Source organism: Plantibacter sp. Leaf1, assembly GCF_001421315.1.
Classification (GTDB): Bacteria; Actinomycetota; Actinomycetes; order Actinomycetales; family Microbacteriaceae; genus Plantibacter.
The window spans coordinates 1-25,688 of the sequence record NZ_LMJX01000006.1 but is presented as its reverse complement, the minus strand read 5'-3'; the positions used below and the strand labels follow the sequence as shown (position 1 = coordinate 25,688).

The following is a 25,688-nucleotide window of genomic DNA, read 5'->3' as shown; positions in this document are numbered from 1 at the left end:
ACCGCCGGACTTCTTCGTTGAAATGGCCACCCAAGGTTCTTGGGTGGCCATTTTGCGTTAACGAAGCACAACAGAATGCAGTTGCTTGTCGGGTCTACATGGCGTAGGCTCGATCTTTGGTGTGGACGCTCCATGTCCCCATCGTGATCACGGTCCCAGAGCTCCGGCTCGAGGACCGCGACGCCGACAAGAGATCTTGGGCAGGACACTCGTCCTGCGGTAATGAAGGAGAAACTACTATGGCAGCAGTGTGCCAGGTGACAGGAGCCGTTCCAGGCTTCGGTCACAACATCTCGCACTCGCACCGTCGCACGAAGCGCCGCTTCGACCCGAACGTGCAGAAGAAGACCTACTACGTGCCCTCGCTGCGTCGTAACGTCACCCTCAAGGTGTCCGCCAAGGGCATCAAGGTGATCGACGCTCGTGGCATCGAATCCGTCGTCAAGGACATTCTCGCTCGTGGGGTGAAGATCTAATGGCTAAGCAGCAGGACGTCCGTCCGATCATCAAGCTCCGTTCGACGGCTGGTACCGGTTACACCTACGTGACCAAGAAGAACCGTCGCAACAACCCCGACCGTCTCGTGCTCAAGAAGTACGACCCCGTAGTGCGCAAGCACGTTGAATTCCGAGAGGAGCGCTAACGATGGCTAAGAAGAGCAAGATCGCCCGTAACGAGCAGCGCAAGGTTATCGTCGACCGCTACGCCACGAAGCGCGCCGAACTGAAGAAGGCCCTGGTCGACCCCGCCGGCACCGACGAGTCGCGTGAAGCAGCTCGCGTGGGCCTGCAGAAGCTTCCTCGCAACGCTTCGCCGGTTCGCCTCCGCAACCGCGACGCCATCGACGGTCGCCCCCGAGGCAACCTCTCGAAGTTCGGCATCAGCCGCGTGCGCTTCCGCGACATGGCGCACAAGGGCGAACTGCCCGGCGTCCGCAAGTCGAGCTGGTAACAGCCACGCCGCCGGAACAGTTGTTCCGCTGACGCAGCATCGCAACACCGAACAGGCCGTCCGCATCGCGGGCGGCCTGTTCGCGTCTCCGGCCAGAGCTGCAAGGATCGGAGGCGATCCCACACTGACGAGGAGGCGCTCTTGGACGTCCGGACGCAACGAGCGATCGCACTCCTCGTCGCCGGCTGCTTCTTCATGGAGAACCTCGACGGCACCATCCTCACGACCGCCGCCCCGAGCATCGCGCGCGACCTCGGCACTTCGTCGACCGCCGTCGGCCTCGCCGTCACCGCGTTCCTCCTCACCGTCGCCGTCCTCATCCCCGTCAGTGGCTGGTTGACGGACCGCTTCGGCGCGAAGCGCGTCTTCGCCACCGCCATCGCGCTGTTCACGATCGCGTCCATCCTCTGCGCCCTGAGCTCGACGCTGCCGATGCTCGTCGGGTTCCGGGTCCTCCAGGGCGTGGGAGGCGCCCTCATGGTTCCCGTCGGCCGGCTGGCCGTCCTCCGCGTGACGCCCAAGGATCGGCTCATCCAGGCCATCGCCCTCCTCACCTGGCCGGCGCTGGCCGCGCCGATCATCGCGCCGTTCCTCGGTGGCGTCATCACCCAGTTCGCCTCGTGGCACTGGATCTTCCTCATCAACGTGCCGCTCGGCATCGCCGCATTCGTCGTCGCCCTCCGCATCGTCCCCGACTTCGCTGCCGACGAGGTGCCGCCACTCGACTGGTTGGGCCTGTCGCTCAGCTGTGTCGGTCTGGCCTCGCTGCTCGTCGCCGCCTCGCTCGTCACCGGCATCGGCTTCGAACCGCTCTGGTTCGCCGTGTCCCTCGCCGTCGGGGTGACGCTGCTCGGGCTCGCCGTCCGACATCTCCTGCGCTCCTCGCATCCCTTCGTCGACCTCCGCTCCCTGCGCGTGGAGACGTTCCGGCTGGCGAACGCCGGGGGCAGCGTCTACCGTCTGACGATCAGCGCCGTTCCGTTCCTCCTCCCACTGCTGTTTCAGGACGCGTTCGGATGGACGCCGGTGGAAGCCGGATCGATGGTGCTGTTCCTGTTCGCCGGGAACCTGGCCATCAAGCCGGCGACCACGTGGATGCTCCGACGGTTCGGGTTCCGACTCGTCCTCGTCTCGTCGAACGTCATCGGGGTGCTGTGCATGGTCGCCATGGCGTTCCTGACGGCCGACACCTCCATCGTCGTCATGGCGCTCTTGCTGTTCCTGAGCGGTGTCGCGCGCTCGGTCGGCTTCACGGCGTACAACACGATCACCTTCGCCGACGTCGAACCAGCGGACATGTCGCGGGCGAACACCCTGAACTCGACCCTGCAACAGGCGGCGAGCGGGTTCGGCGTCGCGGTGGGAGCGATCCTTCTGTCCACAGGGTTCTCGCTCGAGGCCGGTTCCGGCGGGGGTCTCCTCCTGCCCTACCAGTTCGCCTTCATCGGGATCGCCGTGCTCACGCTGTTCCCGACCATCGAGGCATGGCTGCTCTCGCGCGCTGCCGGGCACAGCGTGATCGGCGTGCGATGAGGGTCGACGTCCGGGCCGCTCCCAGCTGGGAAACAACCGACACGCAGGTCCGTTTGTCCGCGAACAGCGGATACATCCCTGATTTCTCGCGGATTGCTGCTACATTCGAGGCGGTCACACCGACCAGTTGGTGCCGTATCAGCGACACCTTCGCTACCAACCAGTCAGCTGTACGTTGCAGCAACGTCCGAGGAGGACCCTCACAATGGCAAATTTGAACAAGACCGAACTCGTCGCCGCCATCGCCGCATCGACCGGCCAGAGCCAGGCGACCGTCGGCAGCGTTGTCGACGCGCTGTTCACCACCGTCGCTGAGACCGTCGCCAAGGGCGGCAAGGTTTCGATCCCGGGTTGGATCGCCTTCGAGCAGACCGACACCGCCGCTCGCACGGGCCGCAACCCGCAGACCGGCGCCGAGATCCAGATCCCGGCCGGCAAGCGCGTCAAGGTGACCGCCGGCTCGAAGCTCAAGGCTTCCGTCAAGTAACTCCTCGCGGACCACGGTCCGCGACGGCTCGGCCCGGACCACACGGTTCCGGACCAGACCACGACAGCAGGGCGTCGCGTGAGCGACGCCCTGCTGTCGTTCGTGGAGGAGGACGTCTCGCGGGCAGCGACGGGTCGGGCATCCGGCCATCCGCGGACACTGCGGTGTCGGCGCATCCGCCTAGCATTGCTTCCATGCGGATCCTCCACACCTCGGACTGGCACCTCGGGCGGTCACTGCACGGCGTGGATCTGCTCCCGTACCAGCGCACCGTCCTGGAGCACCTCGAGCAGCTCGTCGAGGAACACTCGGTCGACGTCCTCCTCGTGGCCGGCGACATCTACGATCGCGCGATCCCGCCCGTCGAGGCCGTGACGCTCCTGTCGGAGTCGCTCGGGCGCCTGGCGGCCCGCACTCGCGTCATCCTCGCCCCGGGCAACCATGACTCCGCCATCCGTCTGGGCTTCGGAGCGGCCATGCTGCGGGAGGGCATCGACATCCGAGCCGACCTCACGCGCGTCGGCGAACCGGTCGTCGTCGACGACGAGCACGGCCCCGTCGCCTTCTACCCCCTGCCCTACCTCGACCCCGACACCGCGAGGGGCGTCCTCGGATCGACCGACGCCCCGCTCGCCCGTTCGCATGCCGCCGTGATGGGCGCCGCCCTCGAGCGCGTGCGAGCCGACCTCGCCGCACGCCGGGAGCAGCAGCCGGTGCGATCGGTCGTCGCCGCGCACGCCTTCGTCATCGGTGGGCTCGCAAGCGACAGTGAACGCGACATCCGGATCGGCGGGGTCGACGCGGTCCCGGCTCAGCTCTTCGACGGCTTCGACTACGTCGCCCTCGGCCACCTGCACGGCGCCCAGCGTGTGGGCGCTGCATCGGGAGTCGAGCGCATGCGCTACTCGGGGTCGCCGCTCGCCTACTCCTTCTCGGAGCGGAATCAGGTGAAGTCCAGTGTGCTGGTCGACCTCGGAGCCGACGGTTCCGTCGAGCTGCAGCTGCTGCCGGCGCCCGTCCCGCGCCGCCTCGTCGACGTGACCGGCACCCTCGCCGAGCTGGAGGGCCCGCTCGGCGATGCGGCGGTCGACGCATGGGTGCGTGCCACGGTCACCGACGACGTCCGTCCGCCGGAGCTCTACGCCGCGTTGAGTCGACGGTTCCCCCACCTGCTCGTCTGGTCGCACGCGCCGGCGAACCGATCGGAGGACGCACGGGCCGCAGCGGTCACGGCGGTCTCCGACCCGGTGGAGGTCACCGCGGAGTTCATCGAATACGCGACGGGCGCGTCGGCGACACTGCGGGAGCGCGAGCTCATCGCGGCGGCCAACGAAGCCGCCCTCGCCATGGAGGGCAGCGCCTGATGCGACTGCACCGACTCACCCTCCAAGCCATCGGCCCGTACGCCGGTGAACACACCATCGACTTCGTCGAGCTCGGCCGAGCAGGACTGTTCCTGCTCGAGGGGCCGACCGGGGCCGGGAAGTCCACGATCATCGACGCCGTCGTCTTCGGCCTGTACGGCGAGCTCGCGGGCACCGGGGCCAGCAAGGATCGACTGCACTCGCATCACGCGCTCCCCGGCACGGAACCGTTCGTGGAGCTCGTGTTCGAGACCGGTTCGGGCGTGTACCGCGTGCGCCGGACGCCGGCGTATCAGCGGCCCAAGCAGCGCGGCACCGGGTTCACGCCGCAGCAGGCGAGTGCCACCCTCGTCCGCCTGACGGATCCGGACGCCGCCACCGGGGAGACCCTGTCGACGCGCGCCCAGGAGATCGGTCCCGAGATCAGCCGCATCGTCGGACTCACCCGCGAGCAGTTCGTGCAGACCATCGTCCTGCCGCAGGGGGAGTTCGCGAAGTTCCTCGCCGCGGGTGGTGAGGAACGCAGCGAGCTGTTGCGCTCGCTCTTCGGGACGGAGCACTACGAGCGGCTCGCGAAGCACCTCGTGGAGCAACGCCGGCAGGCGCAGCGCGACATCGAAGGGGCGAAGGAGGCGCTCGGACGAGCGATCGCCCGGTTCGCCGGGGCCGCGGAACTCGACGACGCCCGAGCCCTCGTGGATGCTGCGGGGTCGGACCGCTCAGGTGGAGTGGACCCCACTGCGCTCGAGCTCGCGGTGCCTGATCCCGGTACGAGCACCGAGGCCGGTCCCGATGCAGACCCCGAGCCAGGACCCGACGCCGAGCTGGCCGCCCTCGCTGTTCCGCTCGAAGCCGATTCGCCGGACCTCCTCGCGAACGCCGAGCGCGTGGTCGCCGTCCTCGAACGGCTCGCCGTGACAGATGCCGCCGCCGCCACCGAGGCGCGGCAGGCGCTCGATCAGGCTCGGTCCGAACACGTGGCCGCGACGACGCTGCTCGCCGCGCTCGACCGACGCGCCGAGCTGCTGCGGGAGCGCGAGTTGCTCGCGATCGACGACGAGCCCGTCGCCGCCCTCACCGAACGGGTCGCGGCGGCCGCGCGCGCCGAGACGGTCGCATCCGCGATGGCCGGAGCCACGGCGGCTGCCACCGCGCTCGACGCCGCGAGCGAGGCCCTCGCCGAGGTGGAGCGGCAGACGGACGAACGGATCGTCGCCCTGGACGACACGGGCCTCGCGTCGCGTCGCGAGGCGATCACCGTCGAGCGCGCAGGCCTCACCGCCGTGCTCGCGCTCGAGGCCGGCACCGCGGCACGCCAGCTCGTGCTCGACGGCCTCCGCGCCGAACTCGCCCAGCTCGACGACCGGCTCGCGGAACTGGCCGAGGAACAGACCCGACGAGACGCCCGTCGAGCTGCCCTCGAGGAAGCACCGCAGCGCGCTGCGGACGCCGCCGCCACCTTGGAGCGCGCGAGGGCTTCGGTGGCGCGAGCCGCCGAACGCCGGACGGCGCTCGACCAGGTGGACGCCGCGGATGCGCGCCTCTCCGGACTCACCGCACGGTTCACCAGTGCGGCGGCAGGGGCGAAGGCCGCGGTCGAAGCCGAGACCACGCTGCGGCTCCGCCGGATCGACGGGATGGCGGGCGAGCTCGCGGCAGGCTTGGTCGACGGTGAGCCGTGCAGTGTCTGCGGTTCGCTCAGCCACCCGGCTCCCGCCGCGCTCGCGGGCGATCACCCCGACGCTGACGCGGTCGAGGCGGCCGCCGCCGCGCGCGACGAGGCCGAGACCGCCCTGCACGCGGCACAGCAGGCCCGTGACCTCGCGCTCGCCGAGCGCCGACGCCTCGTGGAGACGGTCCTGACGCTCGCCGTCGACAGCGGTGAGGACCTCGCCGGAACCGAGGCCGAGGCTGCGGACTTGGGATCCGAGCACGACCGCGACACCGAGCCGGTGGCCGGGCCGGCCGGCTTCGACCCCGCGGCGGCCAGGAGCGAGGTCGACGCCGCGGTCGACGCTGCCGAGCGGCAGCGCACGGAGGCGGCCTCCGCTGCGGAACACGCCCAGGCCGAGCTCGCGGAGGCCGGTCGGCTCGCCGAGGAACACCTCGCCGGTGTGGTCGCGGAGGCGCAGCTCGTGGCCGAGCGCGCGACCCTGATCGAGCGGTCCGCGTCGGCTGAACGCGCGCACGAGCAGGCACGTGTCGAGGTGCTCAGGGTCCTGGACAACCGGGCTCCGTCGCTGGCCGAGCTGGATGCCCTGCTCGCCTCCGAACTCGCCGAGCTCGCCGAGCTCGCCGGTGCGCGCACGTCCCTCGCCGAGCGGCGTCAGCGCGACGCGGAACGGACCGTCGAGCTGGAGGCGGCGCTCGAGCGCGCCGGCTTCCCGGACCGGGCGGCAGCGGAGGCGGCGGCGATGGGCGGCGTGGAGCGCGCGAACGCCGAGGCGCGGGTCGCCGACCATCTGCGCCACACGACGGCGAACGCCCAGGCCCTCGCGAGCCCGAGCATCGTCGAGGCGGCGGACGCCGAGGCTCCGGACGTCGTCGCGACGGCCCAACGCCTGGCGGAGGCCGAGGCGGCGGCTGGGACGGCGACGGCCGCGGCCGCGGTGTCGGCACGACGCGCCAGCAATGCGGCGACGGCCGGTGCCGCGCTCGAAGCGGCGGCGGAGGAGAACGCCGAGGCGATCCGAGAGGCCGCGGCCGTGGTGCGCCTCGCCGACGTGGTGTCCGCCTCCGGCGGCGAGAACGCCACCCGGGTGACACTCGGCACCTACGTCCTGCTGCGCCGCTTCGAGGATGTCGTCGCGGCGGCGAACGCCCGCCTCGAATCGATGTCGGGTGGCCGTTACGAGCTCGTCAGAAGCGACCTCAAGGAGGGGCCCTCCCGCAGCCAGAAGGTCGGCCTGTCGCTCACCGTCCACGATCACCGGACCGATCGCCGACGCGACCCGAAGTCGCTCTCCGGCGGCGAGACCTTCTACGCCTCGCTCTGCCTCGCACTCGGGCTCGCCGACGTCGTCACCGGTGAGGCCGGTGGCGTCGAACTCGGCACGCTCTTCGTCGACGAGGGCTTCGGCAGTCTCGACCCCGAGACCCTCGACACGGTGATGGCCGAACTCGGCCGTCTCTCGGCGGGTGGCCGGGTCGTCGGTGTCGTCAGTCACGTCGAGGAGATGAAGCAGCGCATCGGCGAGCGGATCGAGGTCCGTCGGCTGGAGGACGGCTCGTCCACCCTCCTCGTCCGGGCGTGAACGGCGTCCCACTGCGGTCCGGGTTCCCAGCAGCGCCGCGTAGGCTTGCACCGTGAATCGTGCCGTCCGCCTCGCAGGTCCCGCCCTGCTGCTCCTCGTGGCGGTGGCGACCCTCCTCGCGGGTCTCGCCTTCGGTGGCGGTGCCGACGCCCAGCTGCTGGGCGATCCCGGTGCAGTGGTCCGCTGGGGCCTGCCCGTCGCACAGTTGCTCGTGAACCTCAGCGCGGCCGTGACCATCGGCGCGCTGCTCATGTCCTGCTGGGCGCTCAGCCCGGATCGACGCGAATACGGTGCGGCGCTCGACGTCGCGGCAGCGGGCGCAGCGGTCTTCACCGTCGCCGCCGGCGTGACCGGGTTCTTCACCTTCCTCAACGTCACGCAGGTGCCGCTCACCTTCGACGACGCGTTCGGCGCCAAACTCAGCCTGTTCTTCACGAGCATCGAGTCCGGTCAGGCCTGGCTCCAGACCACGCTCATCGCCGCGGCCGTCACGGTGCTCTGCTTCGCCGTCCGCAACCACACGGTGCTCGTGTTCGTGTTCGGGCTGTCGCTCGTCTCGCTCCTGCCCATGGCCCAGCAGGGGCACTCGGCCGAGGCCAGCGGGCACAACGCGGCCGTCACCGCGCTCGGTCTGCACCTCGTGTTCGCCGCCATCTGGCTCGGCGGGCTGCTCACGCTCGTGTTCATCCGCAAGACCCTCGAAGACGGCCGACTCGCGCCCGTGCTCCTGCGGTACTCGACGGTCGCCCTGGTGTCGTTCGTCGTCGTCGCGGTGTCCGGGTACGTGAGTGCCGAGTTGCGCATCGGCTCGCTCGACCGCCTGGGCACGCCCTACGGCATCCTCGTCCTGGTCAAGGTGTTCGCGCTCCTGGCGCTCGGCCTCTTCGGTGCGCTGCAGCGTCGGGTGCTCATCGGGCGTATCGAGCGGTCCGCAGCCGAGCGAGCGACCACCGCCACCACCCGTACCGGCACGTTCTGGTGGCTCGTCGCCCTCGAACTCGGCTTCATGGGCATCGCGTCCGGTGCCGCAGCGGCCCTGGCCAAGACCGCTCCGCCCGTCGACCAGGCGATCCCGAGCACGCCCACCCCGGCCGTCCTGCTCACAGGTGAGGAGCTGCCACCCGAGCTGACCTTCGCCCGCTACTTCACCGAGTGGAACATCGACCTCCTCTGGCTGCTGGCCTGCACGTTCGGCATCTTCTTCTACCTCGCCGGTGTCGTCCGCCTCCATCGCCGCGGCGATTCCTGGCCGGTCCTGCGGACCGTGAGCTGGGTGCTCGGGCTGCTCGTGCTCTTCTACCTGACCTGCGGCGGCATCAACGTCTACCAGCCCTACCTCTTCAGTGTGCACATGCTCGGCCACATGGGCCTGACCATGCTCGTACCTGTCCTGCTCGTCCCGGGCGCCCCCGTGACCCTGCTCGCGCGGGCCGTCCGCAAACGCCAGGACGATTCCCGGGGCGGTCGCGAATGGGTGCTGCTCGCCGTGCACTCGAAGTTCGCGGGCGTGATCTCGAACCCCATCGTCACCGCGGTGCTGTTCGCCGGGTCGCTGTGGGTGTTCTACTACACGCCGTTGTTCCGCTGGTCCATGGAGGACCACATCGGTCACGAGTGGATGGTGGTGCACTTCCTCATCACCGGGTACCTCTTCGTCCAGTCGCTCATCGGCATCGACCCGGTCCCGTACCGACTGCCGTACCCGATGCGGCTGCTCCTGCTCTTCGCGACGATGGCGTTCCACGCATTCTTCGGTCTCGCCATCATCTCCTCCACCGGACTCTTCCTCGCCGACTGGTTCGGGGCGATGGGTCGGACCTGGGGGCAGGTCCCGTTGCTCGACCAGCAGACGGGCGGCGGCATCGCCTGGAGTGTGGGCGAGATCCCGACGCTCGCGCTCGCCGTGGCCGTCGCGATCTCGTGGAGCAAGAGCGACGCGAAGGACCAGAAACGCCTCGACCGCAACGCCGACCGGACGAACGACGCCGAACTCAACGAGTACAACGAGCGTCTCGCCCGGATGGCCGCGAACGACACCCGCTCCTAGCGGGCGGGCCTCAGCGGAGGTCGATGTAGAGGGAGCCGTCGTTCCGGATGGTGACGAACGCCGACAGCGTGAACGGCACGTCCTCGTCCAGGGTCGAGACGGTCCCGTCGAAGAGTGACTTCACCGCGACGACGATGTGGGCGGCGCCGCCCGTCGCGGGCATCTGCCAGCCGATGTCGCCCGGCTGGACGTCGACGACGGGGTAGCTCGCGATGGACCAGACGGGGAGGTCGTCGACGCGGTCGCGGATCAGCATGCCGAACGGGCACCCCGTGGGTTGGAGCACCTGTTGGGCGGCGCAGCCGTCGAGGTACTCGTTGACCTGCGTCTGCACCTCGGAGACGAACCCGGGGGTGGCGTTCGCCGTCACCTCGGCGTCGACGACACTCGCGACCTCGGTGGTCGTGGCCGTGTCCACGGACGCCGTCAGGTACGGGGTGTCGACGGAGAAGTCCACACTGCCCGGGGTGAAGGTGAGGAGCGGGACGGTGGAGGTGAAGGCGCCCTCGGAACCTGCAGCCACGCGGCGGCTGTCGAGCTCGAAGCCGTTGGCCAGGAATCCGGTGGTGTGCGCGACGGTCAGCCGGACGACACTCAGGGGGCTCGTCTCGAACCGCCAGGACGGGAAGAGGCCGAAGGTGCGTTCGCCGCTCATGATCGAGAAGGCGGTGCGGTGCGGCTGGCCGGCGAGCCGGTAGGAGAAGGTCACCTCGTGGGTTCCGGCGGCGGTCGTGACGTCGGACACGAGCCGGACGTTCTCGATCGTGCCGAGCGCTTCGCTGCGGAGGAGGGCGTCCGAGCTGTCGGCGGGGAGCCCGGCCTCCTCGAGTTCGGCGGAGCTCAGCGCGACCCCGGGGAGCGCGAGTGCCGCGGCAGCGTCGTCGGCGGCGAGTGCTTGGAGGTAGCTTCTCGCGAACGACCCCGCGCCGTAGACGTCACGGGCGACGGCCGACCAGGCGGAGAGGATGGCGGCGACGAGCAGCGCGGCGATGCAGAGCCACAGCACGACGGCGCGCACGAGTGCACCGCGCACCGCCCCCGGGCGTCGCAGCTCCCCACGCGTCGCGACATGGCTCATCCCCACATCCTAGGCGGGCGCCTCGCGTAGGATTGGAGGGCGAAAACGGGAGGGAACCGAAGCACCATGAGCGTAGCCCTCTCCGCCGAGCAGCAAGCCGTCTTCGACCGCATCGAGAGCACCCGCGAGCACCTGTTCGTCACGGGCCGAGCGGGCACCGGCAAGTCGACGTTGCTCAACCACCTCGCGTGGAACACCTCGAAGCAGTTGGCTATCTGCGCACCGACGGGTGTCGCCGCCCTGAACGTCGGCGGCCAGACCATCCACTCGCTGTTCCGCTTGCCGATCGGGCTCATCGCCGATCACACGATCGATCAGAACGACCAGACGCGGAAGCTCCTCAACGCGATCGACACGCTCGTCGTCGACGAGGTCTCCATGGTGAGCGCCGACCTCATGGATGCCATGGACCGGAGCCTCCGCCAGGCCCGGCAGCGCCCGCGCGAGCCCTTCGGCGGGGTGCAGATCGTCCTCTTCGGCGACCCGTACCAGCTCGCGCCGGTGCCGGGCAGCCTCGAGGAGCGGGCCTACATCGCCGACACGTACCGCTCGTTCTGGTTCTTCGATGCGAAGGTGTGGTCCGAGACCCCGCTGCAGCTCGTCGAGTTGACGGAGATCCACCGCCAGCACGAGGCCGAGTTCAAGTACCTGCTGAACGGGGTCCGTCACGGGCAGGTCACCGCTGAGATGGCCGGACGCCTGAACGGTATGGGGGCGCGCACCCCACCGGAGGACGGCGTCATCACGCTCGCGAGCCGCAACGACACCGTCGACCGCATCAACAAGGCGGCGCTCGCGAAGCTCGACGGGAAGCCGCTCACCGCCAACGCCGAGGTCTCGGGTGACTTCGGGGGCCGCGCGTTCCCGGCCGACGAGGCCCTCGACCTCAAGGTCGGTGCGCAGGTCATGTTCCTCCGCAACGACAGCGAACGTCGCTGGGTGAACGGCACGCTCGGGACCGTCGTGAAGATCGACTCCACCGTGTGGGTCGAGGTCGACGGCGAGCAGTTCGAGGTCGAGCCGGCGACGTGGGAGAAGTACAAGTACTCCTACTCCGCGGTGACGAAGCAGCTGAAACGCGACATCGTGGCGGAGTTCACGCAGTTCCCGCTGCGGCTCGCGTGGGCGGTCACGATCCACAAGTCCCAGGGCAAGACCTACGACCGAGCCATCGTCGACCTCGGGAGCCGTGCGTTCAGCCCCGGGCAGAGCTACGTCGCGCTCAGCCGGATCTCCACGCTGGACGGCCTCTACCTCTCGCGTCCGCTGCGTCCGAGCGACATCATCGTCGACACCGACGTGAAGCGGTTCATGTCGGGGCAGTAGCGTTCGTTCGCCCGTTTCCGGGCGAATCGGCGTTCGTTCGCCCAAGCAGGGGCGAACGAACGGGGCCGGTAACCCTACGATTATCGGTTATGACGCATCCGATGCCACAGGGCCAGCCGCAGCCCGGTCCGATCACCGCCTGGCGCACGCTCGAGCTGCACACCAGCAAGCCGCCGTTCGCCGGGTACTGGGGGTTCATCCCGCTCGTCGTCCGCATCGACGGCTTCGAGCACCGTCCGAACTGGGGTCCGTCGCAGTTCACGGTGCCCGCCGATCGGCCCGTGCACGTGGCGTGCTCGATGGCCTGGCTGTGGGAGTTCGGCCAGGCCGACTACCTGCTGCACCCCGGCGAGGCGCCGACGCTCGACTACATCGCACCGGCGCAGCAGTGGGTCTCGGGGTCACTCGCGCCGCGCGGCCAAGCGGTCATCAAGGGACGCGGCGCCCAGATCGCCGTGTACGCGGTGCTCGCCCTCGTGTTCGTCGCCATGTTCGGCGTCCTGGCGCTCTCGCTGACGATGTAGTCGGACGGGAGCTCGCGGCTCAGGCGACGGCGGTCGCCTTCGCGGTCGCCAGGTCGCGGAAGAGGTCGGTGTTGAAGCGGTAGGCCACCATGACCTCCTCGATCACGCGGGCCTGCTCGTCGTCGTCCCACGGCACGGCGTCGAGTTGCTCGCGGTAGGTGTCCTTGAACTCGCGCGGCTTCGCGATGTCGCCGAAGAGGTAGAAGCCGACGCCGTTGGTGTCGAAGCCGAACTGACGCTGCATGAGGGTGCGGATGATCTGCCCGCCGGAGAGGTCGCCGAGGTAGCGGGTGTAGTGGTGGGCGACGAAGCCGCCCGGCCAGATCGCGCCGACCTCGTTGATGCGAGCCACGTAGCGGGCGGTGGTCGGGAGCGGGGTGATCTGCTCGCGCCAGTCCGGCCCGATGAGGAACTCGAGGTCCTGCACGATCGCGGGGAGTCGCGTGAGCTTGTCGCTGATGAACGGTGCGGCGACGGCGTCGGCGCGCATGCGGTCCGCCGCGGCCTCCAGGGCCTCGTAGATGAAGAAGTGCTGGGCCACCAGGGCGACGTAGTCCGCCTTCGACCCCTTCCCGGTCATGAGGTCGCCCATGAAGTCCGCGCCCTCGCTGGAGGCGTGTCCGGCGGAGGTGCGCTCGCGCAGTGCCTGGGAGAAGGGGATCACAGTGCTCATGTCGGACTCCACGTCGGCGTTGTCGGTAAGGGTTGCCTAAGTGTAGCCGTCCGCGCTCTCGGAGGGGAGGGTGATTCGGCGGGGGTGGAGCTGATCAGTGGCTGCTGTGCAGGGAACCGTGCGGAACCGCGAACGCGCCGGCTCGGGTCTGCGCGAGCGCCGGCGTCGTGAGTGCCGCCACCACCGCGGCTCCTGCGAGCAGGGTGAGCACGTAGCGCCCGGTGCTCGGTGCCGGACGCGGGCGACGGCTCCGTCGGGTCACCAGCTCGTCCAGCTCGAGTTCCTCCGGTGCCGTCGCGGCGAGCGTGAGCCTCCGGATCCGCCTGGCGAGCACGCCGGCCACCGTCAACAGGAGGACCGTCGACGACAGCGTCGGCAGGAACGGAGGAACGGTCGTGACGCCCACGGACGCCAGCCCGTACAAGACCACCCACACCACGACTGCACCCACGGCGCCGACGAACGACGCTCGGAGCCCGGGGACACGGTCCCGGACGAGGACCACGGCAGCCCACAGCAGCGCGCCGAGGCCGAGTGCCACGAGCGGGACCGCGCCGACGGGCGAGGACCCGGCGCCGGTCGCGACCAACACGAGACCGGCACCGAGGGCCGCCATCGCCAACAGGCTGTTCGCGATCGAGGTCGTCCCGGAGCGGGTCATGACGTCGTCGTCCGCCCGGGCGGTCACGCGTGCGGTCGACGTGGACATGTCAGGCCGTCGCCACCCGCGACACGCGCTTGTCGGCGGCGAGTCCGGCGCCGAGCAGGACCACCGCGCTCGCGAGGTGGAGGAAGTGGTCGGCGGTGTTCAGCGCGAGGATGTTCAGCGCCGATCCGACGATGAAGAACCCGACGACGCCGAGCAGCAGGTAGAACGCTCCGATGACCGTGTTGACGGTCTTGGCTGCGACCGCGCTGGACAGGCCCGCGATGAGCAGGGCGGCACCGATGAGCACGTGTGCGATGTTGTGCAGCGGGTTGACCTCGAAGATCCCGAGGAGGAGTCCACCCTCGGTGGTGAGGAACGGGAGGCCACCGGCGACGATGCCGCCGAGGAGTCCGACCACCACGTAGACCGCGCCGAAGACGGTGGCGAGGAGCCGGTTGGGTGAGTGACGCATGGGAGCCTCCTGGGGTCCGTCGGGCCGCGGGTGCTTCCCGGGGCATGGAGGAGTTCGGAGGTCGGGCGCCCGACGGTTTGGTCGCCGCCGCCGCTCAGTCGTGCGGGCGGGGCTCCACACGGAGGCGCTCGCAGGCGGTGTCGTAGAGGGCCACGACCTCGCGGCGGATCTCACCGCGCCCGGAGATCGTGCCCGCCGGCCAGGGCACCCGTCCACCGGCAGCGGTGCCGTCGACCGTCCACGTCCACTCGCCGCCCGTCTCGTCGAGCGAGATCATCGTGGCGGCCTCGGCGGCGGGTTCGAGGAACGCGCGCACGATGAGCAGGTTGTCGTCGGGGTGGTCGCCGTTCATGTGCGCCAGGACGGCGTCGACGGTGGACTGCGGGAACGGGTTCGAGGTCACCTCTCCAGGGAACACCATCATCGGTCGGCGCACCAGGGCCGTGGGCGAGGTGCCCGGCGCGCGGCGCGCGACCGCTGCTCCCAGCCGACCCCGGTTACAATCGGGAGCAGTCTGCAGTCCGGCAGACCGCTCATCAGGGGGATGACTTGACTGCAACAGCTTCGAGGCGCAGACGCCTCGCCGCCTTCTTCACGGCGGCGACGCTCGCGACGGTGCTCGTCGGCTGCTCGGGACCCTCGGTGTCCGACACCGACTTCCCCGATCAGGTGAGCGGTGCCCTGGCCGGCGACACGACCGACGCCATCACGGCCGCGGTCGAATCCGCCGTCGCCCAGTCCGGTTCCTCCGGAGCCATCGTCGGCGTCTGGGCTCCCTGGGCCGGCAGTTACACGGCGGGTGTCGGCACGACGGAGCCGGGCGGCAAGACCAAGATGGACCCGTCCATGGTCTACCGCATCGCCGACACGACGCGTCCCATGACCTGCACGGTGCTCCTCGAGCTCGTCGACGAGGGCAAGATCAAGCTCACCGACGAGGTGAACAAGACCCTTCCGCAGATCCAGGGCATCGACGGCATCACCTTCCAGCAGCTCTGCCAGGGGACCTCGGGGCTCGGCACGTACACGCCCGCCCTCAACGCCCAGTTCGTCACGAACCCGACCCGCAACTGGTCGATGGCCGAGATCCTCGCCAACGGTCTGGCGAGCGGTTCGCGCACGGCCCCCGGCGCGCTCTTCGGCTCGAGCGACACCGGCTACATCCTGCTCGGGATGGCGCTCGAAGAACTCACCGGGCAGTCGTGGCAGTCCCTCTACGACCACTACGTCTTCTCGCCGCTCGGCATGTCGAAGTCCAGCTTCCCCGACGCCGCCACGGTCACCCTTCCCGGTTCGCACCCGAAGGGGTACCTGACGCCGCGCATCGCCGACGGCACCTTCCAGTGCGACACCCCGACGGACGAGACCGAACTCTCCCCGTCGATGGTGTGGACCGCGGGCGGCGTCGTCTCCTCGGTCGACGACCTGCGCAAGTTCACCCAGTCCTTCGCCTCGGGTTCGCTGTTGAACGACAGCACCTACAAGAAGCAGTGGAAGGACCCGGTCGCCCTCGGCGACGACCAGCCGACGTGGAAGACGTTCGGTGTCGGTGGCGTGCAGCTCGGGCCGCTCCGCGGCCAGGCCGGATCGATGCCCGGGTCGCTCTCCGCGGCCTTCGCCGACCCGACCTCCGGCCTCACGGTCGTCGTCATGCTCAACAACTCGACGCTCGGTGCCGGCTTCGTGCAGGCGCTGGCGATGGAACTTGCGTCCATCGGCGCCAAGGCGGCGCCGGCGAGCGGGCAGAAGGCTCCGGAGATCGCGCTCCCGTGGTCGGAGCAGCAGATGGCCGAACAGCTCGCCGCCTCGGCGATGGTCTGCGCGCCGCCCGTCGCCCCTGCCGGGTAGTGCGCGCGGTCTCCGAGGCCGCAGCGTGGCGCTGGATCGTGGCACGATGACGGTTTCCGGGGGCCGCTGAGCGACTCCGCTTCCTAGGGTGAAGCCATGACGACACACACCCCCGACGAGACCGGGATCGTCCCGGAGACGAAGAGCTGGACCTGGGTCCTCGAACGCCCCTGCCCGGACTGCGGGCTCGACACGGCCCAGGTCGCGTTCCGCGCGCTGCCCGACGCGATCCGGGAGGTCGCCGCCGCGTGGCCGGCGGTCCTGGAGCGTGCCGACGTCCGGACGCGGCCCGACCCGCGGACCTGGTCGCCGCTCGAGTACGCGGCCCACGTGCGCGACGTCTTCCGCATCTTCGACGTCCGACTGCGGCTCGTCCTGGACGAGGACGACCCGACGTTCGCGAACTGGGACCAGGACGCGACGGCTGTCGAAGAGCGCTACGGCGAGCAGGACCCGCGGGTCGTCTCAGCGGAGTTGACCGAGGCGGCGGCGACGCTGGCGGCTGCATTCGAAGGGGTCCCCGACGATGCGCTGGGCCGGACCGCCCGCCGGAGCGACGGAGCGCGCTTCACGACGGAGACCCTCGGCCGCTACTTCATCCACGATCCGATCCACCACCTGTGGGACGTGACGCGGGCGGAGGCGTAGCCGCATCTGAGCCGTCGTCGAGCGGTTCCTGCGCCCTCGCGCGGAACGCGATCGTGTTGACGCGATTGCTGCAGCGCACGGAGCAGTACCGTTTGGAACCGTTGCGCGACAGGTCGACGAGGAGGCCGTCGCAGTCGTCGGCGGCGCACAGTCGGAGGCGGTCCCAGGCGTCGGACCGCACGACGTCGACGAGAGCCATGGCGATCTCGGTCTGGATCCGATCGACGAGCGGGGCGTCGAACTCGGTGGCGTGGAGGTGCCAGTCGAAGCCGTCGTGGCGGCGCAACTGGGGGAGTGCAGCCGACTCGCGGAGCATCGCGTTGATCTCCGTGACGGCCTGGTCGCGGGTGTCGGGGCCGTCGGCGTCGGTCCGCCACAGGGCATGGACCCGTTCCCGGAGCGCTGCCACCGCGGCGCGCTCGGCCTCGTCGCCGTCGACCCTCCCGGAGTAGCGGCTGACGCGGAGGAGCTCGACGAGTCGGGCCGGTGTCGCGAGCTCGTCCTCGCCGCTCCTCGACGCTCCGGCGCGGGTGTTCACGAGCAGCGCGGCGAACAGCAACGCGTCCTCAGTGTCAGGGGCAAAATGCAAGTTGACTCCTTACTCACTCCGACGATAGCTTCATCTCAGCCGGGCGTCCACCCTTCCGCCGGCCCCACTCGCGGCAGTCGGAGGCTCGCATGAAGTCCACATCCTCGACCACGGTCGGTCTGCTCGTCGCCGTGCTCGCCGCGGTCGCGTTCGGCACCTCGGGTGCCTTCATCAAACCGGTGCTCGCCTCCGGGTGGAGTCCGGCCGCGGCGGTCACCGTCCGGGCGCTGATCGGCGGTCTGGTGCTCGCGCCGTTCGCCCTCATCGCGCTCCGTGGACGCTGGGATGCGGTGTGGCGAGGTCGCTGGCGGCTCCTCGGCATGGGCCTCATCGGTGTGGCGGCGACGCAGCTCGTCTACTTCGCCGCACTGCAGACCATCGCCGTCGGCACGGCGATCCTCGTCGAGTACATGGCGCCGCTCCTGCTCGTCGCGGTCGCCTGGGTGCTGACCAGGCATCGCCCGGCGACCGTCGTGCTCGTCGGTTCCGTCGTGTCGCTCGTGGGGCTCGTGCTCGTCGTCGCTCCGAGTGGCGGCGCGACCCTCGACCCTGCTGGGCTCGTCTTCGCGATCCTCGCGATGGTCGGGTGCGCGGCGTACTACGTCATCTCGGCTCGTCCGGCCAAGGGGCTCCCGCCCGTCGCCTTCGCGTCCATCGGCCTGCTCATCGGTGCGCTCAGCCTGTGGCTCGCCGGGCTCGTCGGGGTGCCGTTCACGACGTCGGACGGCGACGTCACCGTCCTCGGGACCGCGGTGGCCTGGTGGGTGCCCCTCCTGTTCGTCGGCGTGGTGTCGACGGCCGTGGCGTACGCGTCGAGCATCACGGCGAGTCAGATGCTCGGGTCCCGGCTCGCGTCCTTCGCCGGACTCCTCGAGGTGGTCGCGGCGACCGGCTTCGCCTGGGTCCTCCTCGGGGAGCAGTTGTCGCTCGCGCAGCTCCTCGGCGGGGTGTGCATCCTGCTCGGCATCGGTTTCGTGCGCTCCGAGCGCGCTCCGGCCGTGCCGATCCCCGTCCCCGTGCAGTGACCGGCGGCGCAGTACCGGGCTCAGCCGACTGAGGCCGGTACCGCGTCGAGATCGGCGAGGATCGCCGCGACCGCTGCCCGACCAGCCCGGTTGGCGCCCACCGTCGACGCGGACGGGCCGTAGCCGATGAGGTGCAGCCGTGGTTCGTCGGCGGCCCGGGTGCCGTCGATCCGGATCCCGCCGCCGGGGAGGCGGATCCCGAGCGGTGCGAGGTGGTCGAGCGCCGCGCGGAACCCGGTGGCCCAGAGGATCGCGTCGACGGGCAGGAAGGAACCGTCGTCGAGGATCACGCCTTCCTCCTCGATGCGCCGGAACATCGGATGCCGCACGAGCACCCCTCGCGCCTCGGCCGACCGCGCCCACGGCGTCCAGTGCATGCCCGTCACCGAGATCACGCTGCCCGGCGGGAGGCCCTGACGGACACGCTCCTCGACACCTGCGATCGCCGCGACCCGTGCCGCGGTGTCGAATTCGTCGTCCACCCACTCCGGCTCGCGACGCGTCATCCACACCGTCTCGGCGACGCGGGAGATCTCGTCGAGGAGCTGGATGGCGGACACGCCGGCTCCCACCACGATCACGCACTGGCCGCGGAACTCTTCGGCCGAGACGTAGTCGGCCACGTGCAGCTGGCGTCCGGCGAAGCGCTCGCGGCCCGGGTAGGCGGGCCAGAACGGCTTCGTCCAGGTGCCCGTGGCGTTCACGACTGCACGAGCGCGGAACACCGTCGGCGGCTGACCGGCGCTCGCCGCGGTCTCGACGAGGAGGTGACCGTGCGGGTCGTCGTCCTCCCGTCGGACGGCGCGCACGTGGACCGGGCGACGCACGGCCAGCGCGAAGCGTTCCTCGAACGCCGCGAAGTACGGCGGGATGACGTCGACGCTCGGGGACGCGGGGTCGAGCTCGGGCTTCGGCATCCCGGGGAGGTCGTAGATGCCGTTGACCGTCGACATCGTGAGCGAGCGCCAGCGATGCTGCCAGGCGCCACCCGGGGCGTCGTCGGCGTCGAGCACGACGAAGGTGCGGGTGTCGTCGTCGGTCGCCCGGCCCCCGGCCGCGTCGAGCGGCACGGCGTCGAGCGGCACGAACCCGCGACGGTGGAGGTGGTACGCGGCGGAGAGGCCGGCCTGACCCGCACCGACGACCACGACGTCGACGGTCTCCGGAGTGCTCACACGGGACTCAACGTCGCCGACCGCCCCCGCATTTCCGGAGCCCGTCCCGGTCGCCGCGGAACCGATCCACGAGCCTCAGCCGTGGGCCAGGACCTGCACGCCGATCACGAGCACACCGAGGAGGACGAGGGCCGCCAGGGCGATGAGCTGCTGCCAGATCGTCAGCCGTGCCCGACGGACCGCGAACCATCCGCTCAGCCCGAGCGTGATCAGGTACACGATCGCCGAGACGCGCAGCGAGGTCGCCACCTCCATGACCCCGACGACGGCGAGCACGAGGAGGATGGTCGGCGTCGCCACCGTGAGCAGCGAACCCCACGCGATCCGGAGCATCGTGCGCCATCCGCCCTGATCGGGGAAGGCACCGTGCGCGGTGAGATGCGCGATCATCTCGGCGACGAGCCCCGCGAGCGTGATCCCGACGACGCCGATCACGAGGGAGAAGAGGGCGTCCGCCGCGTCGTGATGCTCGACGTTGGCCGCGAGCACGAGCACGATCGCGAGGCCGGTAAACGTCGCGTAGACCCGTTCCTTGAGGTACTTCGCGACGGTCTCGACGTCGCCCGGTTCCAGGCCACGACGCTGGGCGCGGTCGAACCCCCGTCGTGCATCGTCGTGGCGCGCGCGCCGTCGATCCGCCCAGGTTCCGCCGTCCGTCATGGTCGAGATGCTAGCCGACGGGCCGGGTGGCGGCCGGGCGGTCCCACGGGGCGCGGGGATAGAGTGCCCGGTATGACCGAAACGATCATCACCGTCGAGGGCCGCTTCGACTACCACCACCCGGCCGAGCGTGGGACCGTCCGTCTCTCCGCAGGGTTCGAGGGGCCGGCCCGGGAGTCCGTCGTCGCCCGGACCACCGCCGTCCACAACGCGCTCACCCAGGCCGCGCAGGGTCTCCGCGCGCAGTCGGCGGTCACCTGGTGGTCCGCCGACCGTCTGCGCGTCTGGAGCGAGCGACCCTGGAACAAGGACGGGAAACAGTTGCCGCTCGTGCACCATGCCTCCGTCGTGCTCGAGGTGAAGTTCGCCGAGCTGCAGACGTTGGCGCGCTGGGTCGAGGAGATCGCGAGCCAGGACGGCGTGACGGTGGGAGGCGTGACCTGGGCCCTCACCGAGGCGACCAAGCACCGCATCACGGCCGAGGCGCAGCACAACGCGGTGCGTGACGCCGTCGACCGCGCGACGAGCTACGCCAGGAGCCTCGGGCTCGGTAACGTGCGACCCATCGCGCTCGCGGAGCCCGGGATGCTCGGCGACGAGACGCGCTCGACGAGCACCCAGAACGCGGCCCCCATGATGCGCGGGGCGGCGGCACCGGCGGGTGACGGTGGTCTCGATCTGAAGCCCGAGGACATCACGGTGGCCGCCCGCGTGCACGCCCGCTTCGCCGCCTCCTGACGAGCCACTCCACCGCCGAAGGCGTCGCACGGCCGACCCGGGAGTGCGGCATCATGAGGGCATGAGGATCGACGAACTCGCGTACCTCCGTGCGCTCGCCGAGGACGGGCACGTCCCGTACGCGGCCGAGGCGCTGGGCATCTCCCAGTCGACCCTCACGAGGGCGATCGGCCGGCTCGAAGCGGACGCCGGGGTCGAGTTGTTCGACCGCCACAAGAACCGCCTGGAGCTCAACCGCTACGGCGAGATCCTCCTCGTGCACGCGCTGCGGGCGCAGACGGAACTCGACAACGCGCAGTCCCGCATCGACGAACTCCGCGACCCCTCCGCCGGTCTCGTCTCGATCGCCTACGTGTCCTCGCTGGGCGGCTGGCTCATCCCGAGGATCGTGAGCGAGTACCGCACGCTGCTGCCGGAGATCCGGTTCGTCCTCGACGGCGGCAAAGCCGACAGCGTGCTCGACGCGCTCCGCTCCGGCTCGGCCGACGTCGCCTTCCTCAGCCCGGAGCCGCGTGATCCGGAGATCGAATGGCGTCCGCTCACCTCCGAGCGGCTCGCGCTCGGGGTGCCGGCGGGGCATGCGCTCGCCGAACGGACGTCGCTCGCCGCCGGCGATCTCGAGCAGACGGAGTTCCTCGCGATGACCACCGACTCCGGTCTGCGGCAGATCGCGGACGCGTACTTCGCCCGCCACGGGATCGTGCCGCGGGTGTCGATGGAGGTGTCGGAACTGTCGACGCTCCGCGGGCTCGTGCGGTCCGGGGTCGGCATCGCCGTGCTTCCGGATTCGACGAGCATCGAGGGTGTCGTGCTCGTCCCGCTCGACGACGAGGCGGTCAGGGTGATCGGCGTCGCGACCAGCCGCGTCCGAGCCGTGTCGCCGGCCGTCGAACAGTTCGTGCGGTTCGTCCGCGAGGAATGGGAGAGCGCGCGGATCGGTCGCCCGTGAGCGGCGGGGTGGTCGGCGGCCCGTGAGCGCCGGGGTTCCGGGGCTCAGTGCTCGTGCGTCGAGCTCCACGGCGTGAAGGCGTCGGGGTAGCGGGCCCAAGCCGCCGGACCGGCGAGCAGCTCCTCGTCCGTGAGCGTGCAGCCGTGCAGGGCGGCGGTGATCGCAGCTTCGTCGAGGTCGATCCCGGTGATGACGAGCTCCTGCCCGAGCGGGGCCCCCGGATCGCTCGTCTCGAACGAGGTCGGCTCCAGGTCGATCATCGAACCGACGTGCTGGAAGACACCGACCCGTGACGCCCGGGTCGCGAGGGCGAGGAAGCCCGCGGTGCGGATCACCTGCCCGAGGTCGCCGGCCTCGATGGGGCCGTCGAAGCAGGCGAGCAGGCGCTCCGGGTGCATCGGTCGAGGGCTGTCGAAGCGGAGGGTGGTCACGCGCTCGTGGTCGACCCACGGGCGGTGCTCGCCGTTCAGCATCGCGATCCATCCGGGTGAGGTGGTGAAGCGCTCGAGGTCGAACGGCGAGTCGCGGTGGCGCGCGAGCGGCTGGCGGCTCCCTGCCGTCGCCGAGACCCCGGGAGTCGCCCGAGGGCGGGTCGCGACCGGTTCGACCAAGCGCGTCAGTGCCGTCGGGTTCAGGTGGCTGAGCAGGGCGAGCAGGACGGCGAGCTGCGCGTGGGTGACGCCGCGCCGCCCGGCGACGGCGATGGTGTCGGCGTACTCGATGTGCTCGACGGTGATCATGGACCGGGCGGTGTACACGGTGTCGCCGTCGTCGTCTTCGTGGGTCACGTACTCGTCGTCGTGCAGGTCGCGCAGGAGGTGTGCGGCGTCGACGACCGTCACGACCGCGTCGAGGAACGCCTCGTCCCGATGCCCGAGGACCGCGGAGACCGCGTCGACGGGACGGACCGTGCTCCCGCAGTCGAGCACGAGATGTCGCGGGGCGAGCGGGTGCCGCACGATCGCCTCGATCGCGTCGTCGATCTCGGCGTGGGCGCTCTCGCCGAGGCCGGACCGTTCGATCGAGACGAGTGCGGACGAGGAGCCGGCGATCTGGCGTGCGACGGTGCGGCGCTCCGGTGGACAGGTGCCGAGGACGAGGGTCACGGTCAACAACGGGGCGCTGGTGCGGGTCACGGCTGGCTCTCCTGAACAGTGGTGCTACGGTGGCTTTTGTTGAGAATCGTTCTCAACAAGTTAGCACGCATCGTCACCACAGGAGGTCACCATGAAGGTCCGCGCATCGCTCAAGTCACTGAAGGACAAGCCGGGCTCACAGATCGTCCGACGCCGCGGGCGGGTCTTCGTGATCAACAAGCTGAACCCGCGCTGGAAGGGCCGCCAGGGCTGATCCACGGGTCGCTCAGCTGGAGACGAACCCCACGACGATCGCGACCACACCGATCGCCGCGATGATGAACGCCCAGAAGCGCACCGGGATGAAGAACAGGGTCGAGCTCGGTCGGCTGTAGAGCTGTTCGCCGGTCTGCGGGTGGAGCACCGGGACGGCCTCCTGCTTCACCGTCAGGCCGTGCTCGTTGACGTACGGCTGCGCGAGCTGCTGCCATACGACGACCGGGCGCGGGGCGTCCAGCTTGGCCAGCGCGTACTTCCCGAAGGCCCAGCACGCGACGGCGCCGAGGAGGAATCCGATGCCGACGAAGACGCCCGTCTGCGGTGCGCTGTCGTCGAGGTTCGGCACCGTGATCGCCTTGATGAGGAATCCGGCGCCGACGGAGAGGCCGAAGATGAGGAAGACGACGATGCCCCAGCGGGTCCAGATGATCATGTGAGCTCCTCTTGAGGGGGCGACGCCGGGTTCGGATGGCGCGGCGGCCGTCCGCGACGTCGTTCACGCTACCGTCGGCTCCGCCCCTGGGCGATGGGGAGCCCTGCCCATGCGCGTTGGCCGCTGTTGCCGGAACGCTGCGTCGCCGGACGGCTCGGCCGCGGAGCCGCTGAACCGCTGTGGACGGCGCTGATCGCGCGATCACGCCCGCGATCGCCGGATACGCTGCTCTGAGAGAGCGGCGGACGGACGTCGTCAGGTGGGAGCCGGCAGCACTGGTGGGTAACGACGACGAGAAGGCACGGGTCGCGACCATCTTCGACGTCGCGCGGCTCGCCGGTGTCTCACATCAGACGGTGTCGCGCGTGCTCAACGACCTCCCGAACGTGCGTCCTGCGACGCGCCTGCGGGTCGAGCAGGCGATCTCGCAGCTGCGGTACACGCCGTCACAGGCGGCGCGTTCCCTCGTCACCCGACGATCGCGGACGATCGGGCTCATCACGACCGGCGGGCCGGACTACGGGCCGTCGAGTACGGCGCTCGGCTTCAACGAAGCCGCACGGGACGCCCGGTACGCGGTGAGCATGGCGAGCATGCTCGAGTCGGATCCGGCGTCGCTGCGGCAAGCGGTCGAGTTGTTGTTGCGGCAGAACGTGGAAGCCATCGTGCTCATCGCCGCACATCGCGAAGCGCTCGACGCGGTGCGTGGCATCGACCTGGGGGTGCCACTCGTCGCGGTCGAATCGAGTCGCCACGACGGGTTCCACAGTGTCTCCATCGACCAGTACCAGGGGGCACGGATCCTGGTCGACCATCTCGTCGGGCTCGGGCACCGGCGGATCGCGCATCTCGCCGGACCGGCGGATTCGGTGGACGCCCTCGAGCGGGTGCGCGGGTGGCGGGATGCGCTGTCGCAGCACGGCCTCGTGGCTCGCGAGCCGCTCGTCGGGGACTGGACGCCGGCGAGCGGGTTCCGGCTGGGGCGGGAGCTCGTCGCGAGTCGGGGCGCCGGCGACGGTCCGACCGGTGCGGGGTCGTCGTTCACGGCGGTGTTCGCGGCGAACGACCAGATGGCGCTCGGCGTGATCCACGCGCTGACCGAGCGCGGGATCCGGGTGCCGGACGACGTGAGTGTCGTAGGGTTCGACGACATTCCCGAAGCGGAGCATTTCGCGCCACCGTTGACGACGATGCGGCAGGACTTCCCCGAGCTCGGCCGGACGATCATGTCGACACTGCTGGAGGTGCTGACCGAGGCCGACTCCGTCGGCACGGTGCGTTCGGTGCCGCGGCTCGTGGTGCGTGCGTCGACCGCCGAGGTGGGCGTCGCGCGCTGAGGGCTGACGGCGACCACCACTGGTCCCTGGGCGCAACCCTGGTCCCTGAGTGCAGCGCCGGTCCTTGAGCGCAACCCTGGTCCTTGAGCGCAACGCTGGTCCTTGAGCGCAACCTGGTCCCTGAGCTTGTCGAAGGGTGGGATGTCCTCCGTGTGCCCTTCGACAGGCTCAGGGGCCGGGTGACGTGGCCTCCGAGAGCGATGTCGGTTCCAGAGCGGGTGGGCCCGGGTGGTCCGGTTCCTGCTGTCGGCTGTGTTCGCCGTTGGCAGGACTGGTCCCTGAGCTTGTCGAAGGGCAGCGTGGGCGGTGTGCGGGCAGACGGGTGCCATGCGTCAGGCGGCGAGGCGGATGCGTCCGCCGCGGATGGGGGTGCGGTGTCGGTCGATGGTGCCGGGTGGGATGAACCAGGGGATGCCGTCGCGCACCTGGATGTTCCAGTGGTCGTCGTGGATGCGGTGGTGGTGGAAGGGGCAGAGGAGGATGCCGTTGTCGAGGTTGGTGGGGCCGCCGGTTGACCACCAGTCGAGGTGGTGGGCTTCGGTGAAGGATGGTGGGTGGGTGCAGCCGGTCCAG

General features: G+C 70.2%; 27 protein-coding genes and 2 pseudogenes. 18 read left to right on the top strand and 11 right to left on the bottom strand.

Translation table 11 applies throughout. From position 1 onward, the window contains the following. Positions 1-239 precede the first annotated feature (239 nt). From rpmB to ASE44_RS18060, 9 genes and pseudogenes are all read left to right on the top strand, one after another. Complete coding sequence (gene rpmB, locus ASE44_RS18095; protein WP_056010522.1) at positions 240-476, top strand: 50S ribosomal protein L28; 237 nt, start codon at positions 240-242, stop codon at positions 474-476. Next, the gene (gene rpmG / locus ASE44_RS18090; RefSeq protein WP_056010525.1) at positions 476-643 is read left to right on the top strand and encodes a 50S ribosomal protein L33; all 168 of its coding nucleotides are present in this window, start codon (positions 476-478) and stop codon (positions 641-643) included. The genes rpmB and rpmG overlap by 1 nt, the downstream gene beginning before the upstream one ends. A 2-nt stretch (positions 644-645) precedes the next feature. Then, positions 646-951, top strand: coding sequence for a 30S ribosomal protein S14 (gene rpsN / locus ASE44_RS18085; RefSeq protein WP_056010528.1), 306 nt, complete (start codon positions 646-648; stop codon positions 949-951). Positions 952-1,071: 120 nt separating this feature from the next. Continuing rightward, a pseudogene (locus ASE44_RS19120) lies at positions 1,072-1,725 on the top strand (MFS transporter); the annotation flags it as partial. 48 nt (positions 1,726-1,773) lie between these two features. Further along, positions 1,774-2,484, top strand: a complete 711-nt coding sequence (locus ASE44_RS19115; RefSeq protein WP_327078823.1) for an MFS transporter — start codon at positions 1,774-1,776, stop codon at positions 2,482-2,484. Positions 2,485-2,689: 205 nt separating this feature from the next. Then, positions 2,690-2,971, top strand: coding sequence for an HU family DNA-binding protein (locus ASE44_RS18075; protein WP_056010531.1), 282 nt, complete (start codon positions 2,690-2,692; stop codon positions 2,969-2,971). A 194-nt stretch (positions 2,972-3,165) separates the two neighbouring features. Then, positions 3,166-4,335 carry an exonuclease SbcCD subunit D gene (locus ASE44_RS18070; RefSeq protein WP_056782305.1) on the top strand — a complete coding sequence of 390 codons (1,170 nt, stop codon included), beginning with the start codon at positions 3,166-3,168 and terminating at the stop codon, positions 4,333-4,335. Then, positions 4,335-7,589 (top strand): AAA family ATPase, encoded by a 3,255-nt coding sequence (locus ASE44_RS18065; protein WP_056782303.1) that lies wholly within the window; start codon positions 4,335-4,337, stop codon positions 7,587-7,589. Before ASE44_RS18070 ends, ASE44_RS18065 begins: the two co-directional genes overlap by 1 nt. A gap of 52 nt (positions 7,590-7,641) precedes the next feature. Further along, on the top strand, positions 7,642-9,636 hold the full coding sequence (locus tag ASE44_RS18060) for a cytochrome c oxidase assembly protein (RefSeq protein WP_056782301.1): 1,995 nt from the start codon (positions 7,642-7,644) through the stop codon (positions 9,634-9,636). A gap of 10 nt (positions 9,637-9,646) precedes the next feature. On the opposite strand, the gene ASE44_RS18055 is transcribed toward ASE44_RS18060, so the two are convergent. Continuing rightward, entirely contained in the window at positions 9,647-10,714 is a 1,068-nt protein-coding gene (locus ASE44_RS18055) for a hypothetical protein (RefSeq protein ID WP_082456221.1), read from the bottom strand. A 66-nt stretch (positions 10,715-10,780) separates the two neighbouring features. Between ASE44_RS18055 and ASE44_RS18050 the strand changes: the two genes are divergently transcribed. Both ASE44_RS18050 and ASE44_RS18045 read left to right on the top strand, forming a co-directional pair. After that, positions 10,781-12,040, top strand: coding sequence for an ATP-dependent RecD-like DNA helicase (locus ASE44_RS18050; RefSeq protein ID WP_056010540.1), 1,260 nt, complete (start codon positions 10,781-10,783; stop codon positions 12,038-12,040). 89 nt (positions 12,041-12,129) lie between these two features. After that, positions 12,130-12,564, top strand: coding sequence for a hypothetical protein (locus ASE44_RS18045; protein WP_056782299.1), 435 nt, complete (start codon positions 12,130-12,132; stop codon positions 12,562-12,564). A gap of 19 nt (positions 12,565-12,583) precedes the next feature. Here the strand turns inward: ASE44_RS18045 and ASE44_RS18040 are convergent, their stop codons facing one another. The 4 genes from ASE44_RS18040 to ASE44_RS18025 all read right to left on the bottom strand — a co-directional run bounded on the left by ASE44_RS18040 (position 12,584) and on the right by ASE44_RS18025 (position 14,761). Continuing rightward, on the bottom strand, positions 12,584-13,237 hold the full coding sequence (locus tag ASE44_RS18040) for a heme oxygenase (biliverdin-producing) (RefSeq protein WP_056782297.1): 654 nt from the start codon (positions 13,235-13,237) through the stop codon (positions 12,584-12,586). A gap of 94 nt (positions 13,238-13,331) precedes the next feature. Continuing rightward, positions 13,332-13,946, bottom strand: coding sequence for a hypothetical protein (locus tag ASE44_RS18035; protein ID WP_056782295.1), 615 nt, complete (start codon positions 13,944-13,946; stop codon positions 13,332-13,334). A gap of 1 nt (position 13,947) precedes the next feature. Then, positions 13,948-14,358: a DUF4383 domain-containing protein gene (locus ASE44_RS18030; protein ID WP_056010550.1), complete on the bottom strand. Its 411-nt coding sequence runs from the start codon at positions 14,356-14,358 to the stop codon at positions 13,948-13,950. Between the two features lie 94 nt (positions 14,359-14,452). Then, positions 14,453-14,761 carry a DUF2470 domain-containing protein gene (locus tag ASE44_RS18025; protein ID WP_327078822.1) on the bottom strand — a complete coding sequence of 103 codons (309 nt, stop codon included), beginning with the start codon at positions 14,759-14,761 and terminating at the stop codon, positions 14,453-14,455. A 146-nt stretch (positions 14,762-14,907) separates the two neighbouring features. On the opposite strand from ASE44_RS18025, the gene ASE44_RS18020 reads away from it, so the two are divergent. Continuing rightward, a complete protein-coding gene (locus tag ASE44_RS18020) occupies positions 14,908-16,206 on the top strand; it encodes a serine hydrolase (RefSeq protein ID WP_162235766.1) in 1,299 nt (432 codons plus the stop codon). Positions 16,207-16,302: 96 nt separating this feature from the next. Beyond that, positions 16,303-16,854, top strand: coding sequence for a DinB family protein (locus ASE44_RS18015; RefSeq protein ID WP_056782292.1), 552 nt, complete (start codon positions 16,303-16,305; stop codon positions 16,852-16,854). Here the strand turns inward: ASE44_RS18015 and ASE44_RS18010 are convergent. Next, a complete protein-coding gene (locus ASE44_RS18010; RefSeq protein WP_082456219.1) occupies positions 16,802-17,443 on the bottom strand; it encodes an ABATE domain-containing protein in 642 nt (213 codons plus the stop codon). The two genes, ASE44_RS18015 and ASE44_RS18010, sit on opposite strands and share 53 nt — an antisense overlap. Positions 17,444-17,532: 89 nt before the next feature. Here ASE44_RS18010 and ASE44_RS18005 point away from each other — a divergent pair, with 89 nt between their 5' ends. Beyond that, a complete protein-coding gene (locus tag ASE44_RS18005; protein WP_056782290.1) occupies positions 17,533-18,468 on the top strand; it encodes a DMT family transporter in 936 nt (311 codons plus the stop codon). 20 nt (positions 18,469-18,488) lie between these two features. Here ASE44_RS18005 and ASE44_RS18000 read toward each other — a convergent pair whose 3' ends face one another. Both ASE44_RS18000 and ASE44_RS17995 read right to left on the bottom strand, forming a co-directional pair. Next, positions 18,489-19,643, bottom strand: coding sequence for an NAD(P)-binding domain-containing protein (locus ASE44_RS18000; protein ID WP_056782288.1), 1,155 nt, complete (start codon positions 19,641-19,643; stop codon positions 18,489-18,491). 75 nt (positions 19,644-19,718) lie between these two features. Further along, the gene (locus tag ASE44_RS17995; protein ID WP_056010567.1) at positions 19,719-20,303 is read right to left on the bottom strand and encodes a hypothetical protein; all 585 of its coding nucleotides are present in this window, start codon (positions 20,301-20,303) and stop codon (positions 19,719-19,721) included. Positions 20,304-20,375: 72 nt separating this feature from the next. Between ASE44_RS17995 and ASE44_RS17990 the strand changes: the two genes are divergently transcribed. Together ASE44_RS17990 and ASE44_RS17985 are read left to right on the top strand one after the other, a co-directional pair. Next, a complete protein-coding gene (locus ASE44_RS17990) occupies positions 20,376-21,041 on the top strand; it encodes an SIMPL domain-containing protein (RefSeq protein WP_056010570.1) in 666 nt (221 codons plus the stop codon). 61 nt (positions 21,042-21,102) lie between these two features. Beyond that, positions 21,103-21,990, top strand: a complete 888-nt coding sequence (locus tag ASE44_RS17985) for a LysR family transcriptional regulator (RefSeq protein ID WP_056010573.1) — start codon at positions 21,103-21,105, stop codon at positions 21,988-21,990. Positions 21,991-22,034: 44 nt separating this feature from the next. Here the strand turns inward: ASE44_RS17985 and ASE44_RS17980 are convergent, their stop codons facing one another. Next, positions 22,035-23,126 (bottom strand): GTP-binding protein, encoded by a 1,092-nt coding sequence (locus ASE44_RS17980; RefSeq protein ID WP_056782286.1) that lies wholly within the window; start codon positions 23,124-23,126, stop codon positions 22,035-22,037. A gap of 91 nt (positions 23,127-23,217) precedes the next feature. Here ASE44_RS17980 and ykgO point away from each other — a divergent pair, with 91 nt between their 5' ends. Next, on the top strand, positions 23,218-23,340 hold the full coding sequence (gene ykgO / locus ASE44_RS17975; RefSeq protein ID WP_056010578.1) for a type B 50S ribosomal protein L36: 123 nt from the start codon (positions 23,218-23,220) through the stop codon (positions 23,338-23,340). 12 nt (positions 23,341-23,352) lie between these two features. Here the strand turns inward: ykgO and ASE44_RS17970 are convergent, their stop codons facing one another. Then, the gene (locus ASE44_RS17970) at positions 23,353-23,778 is read right to left on the bottom strand and encodes a hypothetical protein (RefSeq protein WP_056782284.1); all 426 of its coding nucleotides are present in this window, start codon (positions 23,776-23,778) and stop codon (positions 23,353-23,355) included. 278 nt (positions 23,779-24,056) lie between these two features. Here ASE44_RS17970 and ASE44_RS17965 point away from each other — a divergent pair, with 278 nt between their 5' ends. Next, a complete protein-coding gene (locus ASE44_RS17965; protein WP_056782338.1) occupies positions 24,057-25,115 on the top strand; it encodes a LacI family DNA-binding transcriptional regulator in 1,059 nt (352 codons plus the stop codon). A 332-nt stretch (positions 25,116-25,447) separates the two neighbouring features. On the opposite strand, the pseudogene ASE44_RS18740 reads toward ASE44_RS17965, so the two are convergent. Next, positions 25,448-25,688 (bottom strand): annotated as a pseudogene (locus ASE44_RS18740) (HNH endonuclease); the annotation flags it as partial.